Annotated in this window: 9 protein-coding genes and 1 pseudogene; 2 read left to right on the forward strand and 8 right to left on the reverse strand. The window is 43.9% G+C overall.

The features are described 5' to 3' along the window. Both IM515_RS21430 and mtnB read right to left on the reverse strand, forming a co-directional pair. Window positions 1-225, reverse strand: a 225-nt coding sequence (locus IM515_RS21430) for a helix-turn-helix domain-containing protein (protein ID WP_287666247.1), incomplete at its 3' end; no start/stop codon positions are given. Window positions 226-558: 333 nt separating this feature from the next. After that, a complete protein-coding gene (gene mtnB, locus IM515_RS21435) occupies window positions 559-1,164 on the reverse strand; it encodes a methylthioribulose 1-phosphate dehydratase (RefSeq protein WP_287630682.1) in 606 nt (201 codons plus the stop codon). A 228-nt stretch (window positions 1,165-1,392) separates the two neighbouring features. Between mtnB and IM515_RS21440 the strand changes: the two genes are divergently transcribed. Further along, window positions 1,393-1,773 carry a hypothetical protein gene (locus tag IM515_RS21440; protein WP_002770018.1) on the forward strand — a complete coding sequence of 127 codons (381 nt, stop codon included), beginning with the start codon at window positions 1,393-1,395 and terminating at the stop codon, window positions 1,771-1,773. Between the two features lie 10 nt (window positions 1,774-1,783). Here IM515_RS21440 and IM515_RS21445 read toward each other — a convergent pair whose 3' ends face one another. From IM515_RS21445 to IM515_RS21455, 3 genes are all read right to left on the reverse strand, one after another. Next, the gene (locus IM515_RS21445) at window positions 1,784-2,026 is read right to left on the reverse strand and encodes a hypothetical protein (RefSeq protein ID WP_002738501.1); all 243 of its coding nucleotides are present in this window, start codon (window positions 2,024-2,026) and stop codon (window positions 1,784-1,786) included. Window positions 2,027-2,128: 102 nt separating this feature from the next. Next, window positions 2,129-3,562, reverse strand: coding sequence for a TM0106 family RecB-like putative nuclease (locus IM515_RS21450; RefSeq protein WP_287630687.1), 1,434 nt, complete (start codon window positions 3,560-3,562; stop codon window positions 2,129-2,131). Window positions 3,563-3,764: 202 nt separating this feature from the next. Then, entirely contained in the window at window positions 3,765-3,896 is a 132-nt protein-coding gene (locus IM515_RS21455) for a hypothetical protein (protein ID WP_287633196.1), read from the reverse strand. Between the two features lie 10 nt (window positions 3,897-3,906). On the opposite strand from IM515_RS21455, the gene IM515_RS21460 reads away from it, so the two are divergent. After that, window positions 3,907-5,121, forward strand: a complete 1,215-nt coding sequence (locus IM515_RS21460) for an aminotransferase class V-fold PLP-dependent enzyme (RefSeq protein ID WP_002770015.1) — start codon at window positions 3,907-3,909, stop codon at window positions 5,119-5,121. Between the two features lie 353 nt (window positions 5,122-5,474). On the opposite strand, the gene gyrB is transcribed toward IM515_RS21460, so the two are convergent. The 3 genes and pseudogenes from gyrB to IM515_RS21475 form a co-directional block, all read right to left on the reverse strand. Next, window positions 5,475-7,397, reverse strand: a complete 1,923-nt coding sequence (gene gyrB / locus IM515_RS21465) for a DNA topoisomerase (ATP-hydrolyzing) subunit B (RefSeq protein ID WP_287630684.1) — start codon at window positions 7,395-7,397, stop codon at window positions 5,475-5,477. Window positions 7,398-7,861: 464 nt separating this feature from the next. Next, window positions 7,862-8,572: a response regulator transcription factor gene (locus tag IM515_RS21470; protein ID WP_002770008.1), complete on the reverse strand. Its 711-nt coding sequence runs from the start codon at window positions 8,570-8,572 to the stop codon at window positions 7,862-7,864. Between the two features lie 176 nt (window positions 8,573-8,748). Further along, window positions 8,749-9,504 (reverse strand): annotated as a pseudogene (locus tag IM515_RS21475) (IS4 family transposase); the annotation flags it as partial.

Below are 9,504 nucleotides of genomic sequence, written 5' to 3' on the forward strand. Positions count from 1 at the left end.
TACACAGCTTACCTCATTGAGAAAGTCTAATTCTTCTTGCTTTTTCCAATCGGTTAGCATTGAAGAAGTTTGAGCGTAGCCTACTCTTTCTTGCTTTTCGTACCAAGCTTGTGTTCGTTCGTGGAGAGCTTTGTTGTAAACCAATCTTACACAGCCCAATGTGCGCCGCAATAGCGACTCTTGTTCTGGTGTGGGGTAAAATCGGTAAGAATAGGCTTTTTCCATATCTCACATTTTAGCATATATTTCGTAAACGATGCTCATATTTAACAGTAAAGCCGTCGTAGAACGACGGGGTTTCAGACCCAAATTTTCGATGAAGGTTTAACAAGGTTTTACCTATAATGTCGGCTTGAAGGAACTCTCGGTTTCACCTCGGAGATGAAAGGTTCCGCCAGCATAGAACAGCGAAGCACGACAGTGTCAACTGATAGGCTGCCACTAGATAGCGAAGCTGTTCGTAATTTAAATTGCTTGTTGAGACGAGGCAAAAGGCAAGAGGCAAAAGGCAACAGTAAAGGGATTGGGGGAAGTTCGGCTAATCTAAGAATAAGCGGTTTAAATCCTTCTTAACACTAGATAACGAAAAATATACTCAACTATCTCTAAATAATTCTCGGTAGTTTCTAGAGACTCACCCCACACCGTCACGCCATGGTCAGAAATCAGTAAAGCGGGAATTTCTGGGGGGAAAGTTGAGAATCTACTTTCTATTTCTGCGGCAATTTTCGGCACATCGAGATAGTTAGCAAAAACCGGCATAAATACTTGAGGATTTTCTACCCAAATACCTAAACCTTTCAACATTTCTAAGGGAGGTAACGATAACTTGTCCTCGCGAGCAAAACGGGAAACTAAATTCGCTTCCACTGAGTGGACATGATAACAAGCTTGCGCTTGGGGAAAGAGACAATAAATCACCTGATGAATGCTAGTTTCGGCCGAAGGACGATTATCTCGATGAGCTAATTCTCTGACTTTTCCCGTCAGATCCACGCGCACAAAATCCTGTTCTGTGAGTTTACCTTTACTTTTGCCACTGGCAGTAATCCAAAAACTATGATCATCAACTTTAGCGGATAAATTACCCGCCGTGCCAAGCATCCAACCCAGTTGATAAAATCTTCGGGCAGCTGCCACTAGAGATAGACGAGGATCGCTCATGGTTTTTAGAGATATGGTGGATAGGGACTGACTATTATAACAATCGGAGGACCCACTCCCCAGCAGATTTGGTGAGGATGTCAGTCCGGATAATCTCGATCAAAACTAAACCCAAAGCAGAAGAGAGCGAGGAACTGGTGAGTAAAAAAGAAGATTTAACCGTGGCAATGTGTTGGGAGTGTGTTAGGTTAAAGATAATTGCAGCTTTGATGAATCGAGGGTTGAGCCGTGAATAACAACTTTTTCCGCAGCTATTCTGTCAATGATTCTGGTTTGGGTTGTTTCTTATCTTTGATTTTAGTCGGATTGTTGTTAGGCTCGATCGGACTGGGTTGGTTAGTCAATGGTTTTTTAATTCTCGTGGCATTCCTAATAATTTCCCCTGTGATTGCTTGGGGGATTTTTCGCTGGTGGTTACGACGCAATTTAGTTGAAGATAGCTGTCCCGTCTGCAGCTACGAATTTACGGGTTTTAATCGCACGGAATGTCAATGTCCTAACTGTGGTGAACCGTTAAAAGTGGCAGGGGGTAAGTTTATTACTCTCACCCCTCCCGGTACGATCGATGTACAAGCGATCGAAGTGCCTACCGGACAGTTGGAAGATTAGGGTCAAACCATCACCATCTAGGCACGCGCACCAAGCTGAAAGCGGGGGTTCTGAATTTTAACAATAACAGCAGTCCCAGCAGGTGAATTGACCAATGAACGAGAACTAAGCCCCAAATAATTGCAAAAATCAAACTACTAACGGCAAGAGCTTTAAAAATATCATTATCGGTCTTTTGATACCAGAGAAGACTAAGGAAGGAAAGCAGTAGGAGTAGAAGCGGAAAAAGTGGGGAGAACATGGGGATCACCATTGGGTGAGGGGACTGTCTTCACACCCATAGCTTATCATTTTCCCTTGACGGCTACGGGTAGCAGCGGCTACATTCCCCCCTATTTGTCATAAATCTTTAGAATCAAATTAAAAAGTTTACGAGCCAATCTTTTAGTCTAAAGGTGGCGCGACAATCATCCTCATTGTAACGCAAAATAGCCGCCAATAAAGTCCGATCTCCTGTTTTTAACCACTGGTCATACCACCAAACGCATTGATCCCCGCTTACTCCTCGATCGCGCCATTGAAAGCCAATCCAGTTAGCGAGGGATTTTAAAGAATAACTTTCCACGGGAAAAGTTACCGAATTAACTACCTGATAGTGCAGATCAAAACAGCGAGAAACTAACTGATTAATCAAAGAAGAAGGGGTTTTATAAAGATAACCTAATCGTTTAATTGTTTCTACTTCGTACTCAGAAAAGTGAAAAATTGGTGCTTGATAATCCTGCATGACTAAGGTTAAGAATTCCTGCCAAATCCTGCCTTCATCTTCCGGCTTTTCTGCCAAAAACGGATAAAATTGCTGGGTATTAACTCGATAATCAACCCGTAAAATCCCCAAAAGATAATCTAAATTCTGTTCTGGTTCCGCTTCGATGTCAAAATAAAATTCAATCTCGGCCCTCGGTAGGGGAGACAAATAAGCAGTTTTGCCGTTGCTTTTGCGAAAGGCCCGATTTTCAATAATTGCTTGGGCCTGTAATTGTAACTGATTAGCCACCTCTAACCCCATCCCCTCCCCCATACGGGTAGGACAGGTAAGCGCTAGGGATTCCATGGTGGAAACCCCCAAAGACTGTAAAAATTGGTAACGACTGGGAGTTACCCCCGGGACTAAAGAAAGATGTTGACTCGCTTGAGCGATACCATAACAGTGACTATACCAATGACATAAACTGCAACGCTGACGCGAGATAAAAACTTCTGGTTCTTGGTGATTAATCACCATTTCGCCGAACTTTTTGATTATTTCCTCTAGTTTAGTTAACCAGAGATTCAATTCCACCCGATAGCGATTATGACGACGTAGGACAATTTCTGCGTAATTGGGAAAAACTCCCTGCATACCAGCCAATAAATAGGCGTAAAAAGTAGCCAGCAGCTTATATTCAGGCTTAGGACGGCGACCGAGTTGAATATTGAGGGGATAATAAATCCAATCGCCAAATTTCGACTTTCCTGGCTGTTTAATTAATAAATGCGGGGAACCGGTTAAAGAGACGGGATAGCCAGATTGTAAAAGGACTCCGTGATAAATACAGGATACCCCCTGACCCATCAAAGCTTCCGTTTCCCTAGCGGCGGCTAAAATATCCGTGCTGGGAGTAGTCAGGGAACAATAATCGGGATAGGAGTCTTGCAGGACTTTGTTAACGTGAATTTGACTCTCCTGACGCAATTTAAGCAAAAAATCTCGCTCAGGGTCTTTTTCTTGGCTATTGCCGTAGAGATTTAAAAACCCACGGCGTTGACAACGTTGGTAGTCTAGAAGTAGATCATCGGTCAGTAGCATTCTATCAAGGAGAAAAGTTAAGCTTTCCTGGACCTGTGAGGTAAAGTAGAAAATAATAAACTTAAAAAAAGAAAACATTCCCAAGTATGTTTCCTCTACTCTAATACTATTGTGACAATTGCGACTTAATCCGTCGCTAGAATTCTCCGAGTCGGTCGTCAGGAAGTGGGGAAATGGGGAAATGGGGAATTCAACTAAAACCCTAAAACCCCAAAACCCAACACCTTCTAACTGATAACTGATAACTGATAACTGATAACTGATAACTGATAACTGATAACTGATAACTGATAACTGATAACTGATAACTGATAACTGATAACTGACCCCCCATCTCCTCGCTTATGCAGAATTTAGACGAAAATAGCCTCGATTGCGCCCCTAGTAAACCGGATTTAGCCGAACAAAGACAGGAATTTCGGGGACTTAGCAATAAAGTTTATTTTAATTTCGGTGGTCAGGGAACCTTGCCCAAGGCCGGATTAGAAGCGATTATCGATGCCCATAATTTTCTCCAACAAAAGGGGCCTTTTTCAGGACAGGTAAACGATTGGATTACCAGAAAAACGGAACTTCTCAGGCAAGAAATGGCTCAGGAGTTGGGAATTAGCCCCAGCACTCTCTCTATCACCGAGGATGTCACTGTGGGCTGTAATATCGCCCTCTGGGGAGTTGATTGGCAAGCGGGGGAACATATTTTACTAACCGATTGTGAACACCCCGGAATTATGGCCACGGTTCGGGAAATTGCCCGTCGTTATCATCTGGAAATCTCCACTTGTCCTATTCGGGAAACTTTAAACGACGGCAACCCCATAGAAGTCATTTCCGCTCATTTACGTCCAAAAACTAGGGTTTTGGTGGTTAGTCACGTTCTGTGGAATACTGGACAGGTTTTACCCCTCAAGGAAATCTCGCAGCTTTGTCATGATAATTCTGTCACCGAACAACCCGTTTTAGTGGTGGTGGATGCTGCCCAATCCGTGGGTTGTTTGCCCTTAGATTTAAGCGCTACTGCCGCCGATTGTTATGCTTTTACGGGTCATAAATGGTGGTGTGGACCGGCCGGTGTGGGGGGATTGTATATTCGTCCCGAAATTTTCCCTAGTTTACAGCCCACTTTTATCGGTTGGCGCGGTATTGAAACAGATAAGCAAGGACAGCCTATCGGTTGGAAACCAGACGCTAGACGCTTTGAAGTGGCCACTTCTGCCTATCCTCAATTTGAGGGTTTAAGGGCAACTATTGCGGTACATAACGCCTGGGGTGATGGGGGACAAAGATACGAAAAAATCTGTCAATTAGCGGCTTATCTCTGGGAAGAATTAAAGACGATTAAGGGGGTGAAATGTTTAAAAAATTCTCCACCGGAATCTGGTTTAGTTTCCTTTCAAATTGACTCGGCCATCACCCCACAAAATTTAGTCCAACAGCTAGAAAAACAAGGGTTTTTACTGCGAACTCTCCTCGACCCCCTCTGCGTGCGTGCCTGTGTTCATTATTTCACTTTGCCCTCAGAAATCGAGCAGTTAGTAGCAGCTATCCAAAAGTTAGTTTAAAATCGGATTATACATGGCGTGGCTCGGTTCGTCGAATAATTAGTGCTAGGAGGGCTAATAACCGTGAACGAAGAACCTATTACCAGAGTCACCTGCGAACAGTGGGCGAAGTTGAAAGGCAAAACGGACTGGGAGAAAGTTAAAGGGACTTGCGTGGGAATAATATCCCAATCGATCGGAGGGCGCAAGCTTTGCGCCCCTACAGTAACGGATTTTGTCCACAATGTAGGGGCGAACGCAGTTCGCCCCTACATTATCAAAGCGCAAGTCCCTAACCCTCCGATTAGTAACTGGATTTGGGGATTTTATCGGGGGCTGTATTAGCCTAGACTAACACAGCCCAAAGTTACGGTTTAAATGTCCAAATCCGTAAGATTTAAACGCGATCCGTGGGTTTCGATAAATTCTCGCCGGGGGGCAACTCGATCGCCCATAAGAATGGTAAATAATTCCTCAGCTTTGGCCGCGTCTTCGATTTCCACCCGTTTTAAAGTGCGAGTTTCGGGATTCATGGTAGTATCCCAAAGTTGTTGGGGCATCATTTCTCCTAACCCTTTAAAACGTTGGATGGTGTAGTTAGCATTAGAGGGAAATTCCGCTATCTTTTGCTGTAATTCTCGATCGCTATAGCAGTAGGAATGATTTTTACCGCGTTCCAATTTATAGAGAGGAGGACAGGCGATATATACATAACCTTGGTCAATTAAATTCTTCTGATAACGATAGAAGAAAGTTAACAACAAAGTTCGGATGTGTGCGCCATCCACATCAGCATCAGTCATTAAAACAATGCGATGATAGCGCAATTGTGAGGGGTCGAAATCTTCTCCTTTAATCCCTAAACCGAGGGCCGTAATTAAGGATTGAATTTCCGTATTTTTGTAGATTTTGGCATCATCGGTTTTTTCGATATTGAGGATTTTTCCCCGCAGAGGTAGAATCGCTTGAAAACGACGATCGCGCCCCTGTTTGGCACTTCCGCCGGCGCTGTCACCTTCGACGATGTAAATTTCTGACCTTTCTGGGTCTCTTTCGCTACAATCAGCCAATTTACCCGGTAAAGGTGAGGATTCCAGAACCGATTTCCGTCGTACTAAGTCCCGGGCCCGTCGGGCCGCTTCCGCCGCCTTGTACGCTTGTACTGCTTTTTCGATAATCGTGTCGGCCACTTGGGGATTTTGTTCTAGGTATTCGTTGAGAGTTTCCCCCACCAGCGAATCGACAATACCCCGGACTTCGGTGTTACCCAATTTGGTCTTGGTTTGTCCCTCGAATTCCGGTTCGGGGACTTTTACGGAAATAACGGCGGTTAAACCCTCGCGGACGTTTTCCCCCGCTAGATTAGGCTCGTTTTCTTTAATTTTATTGCGTTTACGAGCAACATTATTTAAAGTACGAGTCAGAACTGCTTTTAATCCTTCTAGATGAGTTCCCCCGTCAATGGTGCGGATATTATTAGCAAAACCGAGAATATTGTCGCTATAGGCATCTATACACCACTGAAACGCCACTTCGATATTAATTCCGTTCTTTTCCCCCGATACATAGATAATATCTTTGTGCAGGGTTTCTTTTTCCCGACACATATAGGCGACGTATTCTTTAATACCCCCCTCATAACAATAGGTTTCGATGTGGGGTTCTTCGGGACGGTAATCGCTAAAGGTGATTTTAACACCGGCATTTAAGTAGGCTAGTTCTCGTAAACGTCCGGAGAGGGTACTGTAATCAAATTCGATGCCTTGGCTAAAAATTTCGGTGTCTGGCAGGAAATTAACCCTAGTTCCCGTTTTTTCCTCTTGACTGGGACTGCTGACCAATTCTGTGACGGGGATACCTCTTTCGTAGCGTTGGATATGTACTTTATGATCGCGCCAGACTGTCACATCGACCCATGCGGAAAGAGCATTAACGACGGAAATCCCGACTCCGTGTAACCCTCCCGACACTTTATAGCCACCACTGCCAAATTTACCGCCAGCATGAAGTATAGTGAGAACGGTTTCGAGGGCAGATTTACCCGTGGTGGGGTGGACATCGGTGGGAATACCCCGGCCATCGTCGGTGACGCTGACGGAACCATCGGCCTTGATATCCACTTCGATATGAGTACAGTAACCCGCTAGGGCCTCATCGATCGAGTTGTCCACCACTTCATAGACTAAATGATGTAGTCCCCGCGGCCCGGTCGTACCGATATACATCCCCGGCCGCTTCCTGACTGGTTCTAACCCTTCGAGAACTTGTATCTGTTCCGCGCCGTAGTTACTTGTCATAAAATTTCCCTGAAAAGGCTGTGATCCCTGATTGAACCTAAATGAATGGCAAAATCTTCAAAAATTGTAGCACATAAGGGTTAAAGACTGCTTAAATGCCTTTAGGGAGAATTTTTTATTGGGGTTGGGGTGTGGGGTGTGGGGAAGTGAGGAAGTGGGGAAGTGGGGAAGTGGGGTGTGGGGTGTGGGGTTGGGGTGTGGGGGGAGAATAAATAAAAGCCATCTCCTAAGTAGGTAGGCGTTAAAAATTATCAGACACCACCCTTATCAAGGGAGGACTAAGGGTAGGGTTGATTCATGAATCAACCCTACTATGAATTCACCCTAGGACTAAGGGGGGATCGAACCTAAAATCTATTTTTAATTTAATTATAACCAGCTACTGATCTCCTGAATACTGCCTCCTGAATACTGACTCCCGACTCCTGACTACTAACCCCACCAACAAACTTTTTCAGCAGACCCTAAATAATGTCATCCTCAAATTTATAACCGACACCGACTACAGTTTTGATAAAGATCGGATTAGCAGGATCGGGTTCTACTTTTTTGCGTAAGCGTCGGATATGGGTATCTACTACCCTTTCATCGCCAAAAAAATCATTCCCCCAGAGATTATCGATTAATTGGGTGCGACTCCAGACGCGATTGGGATAACTGACAAAGGTAGCTAATAAATTAAATTCTAAGGTGGTTAAATCGAGGGTTTCCTCTGGCATTCCCTCCAATTTACGAAGAGCAGAATGTTGGTCTAAGTCGATAATAAAATGACGGCTGCGATGGAGTTGCTGTGGTTGGCTATCGTGTCTTAAACTACGTCTTAATAAAGCTCTTACGCGAGCGGTTAATTCCCGGGGACTAAAGGGTTTGACCATGTAATCATCGGCTCCCGTAGATAGGCCGATAATGCGATCAATCTCTTCTCCCCTAGCGGTTAACATTAAGATATAGGGGTCTTTTGTCCCGGGTTTTTGGCGAATTCTAGCACACAATTCCAGTCCGTCTAATTCGGGTAACATTAAATCTAAAATAACTAAGTCTGGTTGCTTTTGATAAAATAGTTCTAGTCCTACCCTACCATTATAAGCCAGATGACAATTAAATGATTCCCGCTCTAAAGTTTGCTGAATCAAATGGGCGATTTCAATTTCATCCTCGATAATAACGATATCCATACAAAGGAAAAAGTTTACAAATATCTAGGCATATTTTAACATATTAAGTAGCTGGTTATAATTAAAATTAAAATGGATTTTAGGTTCGATACCCCCTGCCCCCTTGATAAGCTATCCATTAGTCACATCTTTCTTAACATAAAATTTGACAAAAAGAGAAAAGTGTGCCATATGGCTCAAGGGGGTTCTGTGGGGTGACTAATTTGATGAGATAGTTTCCAAGTCTGGCTGATATCATGTTACCTTCCCAGTCCCAACCAAATAGTTTTAACACCTGGTTCACCGTCGCCTTTTCTACCTAAAAACCCCCCAAGAGAAGCAATCATTCTGACCGCTTCTGGCCAAGGAGGGCGGCTTTTCAGGTGGCGGACCATGTTTATGAATAGTGGCACACAAAGATTGCCATTCATGTTCTTCCAAAAAACTTTCACAACTCTCCTCTCCGTGTAAGCGTGCTTGATAGGTTAACCAGAGTAATCTCCAAGCTACAATTGAATAGGTGGCTAAAGCCATCTCAATTCTCCGACCCGTTTCTAATTGCAGTTTTTCTAGTCCACAACCACTTTTTAAAACAAAATGATAGCGTTCTATCAACCAGCGATAACTGTACCAGCGCCCACAGTTTATCGCTGATTCAAAGCTACTAATGTCTAGGCTAGTTAAGAGGAGCCAACTGATAGGATTAACCCCGGTATGAGGATTTTCTTCTTCAGCTAAAATTACCGGTAATTTGACTGGTTGACGAGGGGTCGCCTGGGAGTGATGGCTAGGTACTTGTATTTCAAATGCCTTTTTTGGCTTTTTGCGTTGTCAAGTCTAAACTTGTTGTGTCTTGAACTGCCAAAACTATTGGATGTTCTTTGATTCTTTCTACTGTACTTTTGGCCTGGGCGGCAATTAGATCTGAGGGGTGAAAATAGGGGGAATTCCAA

It is taken from the genome of Microcystis sp. M44BS1, assembly GCF_020244875.1.
Taxonomy (GTDB): domain Bacteria; phylum Cyanobacteriota; class Cyanobacteriia; order Cyanobacteriales; family Microcystaceae; genus Microcystis; species Microcystis panniformis.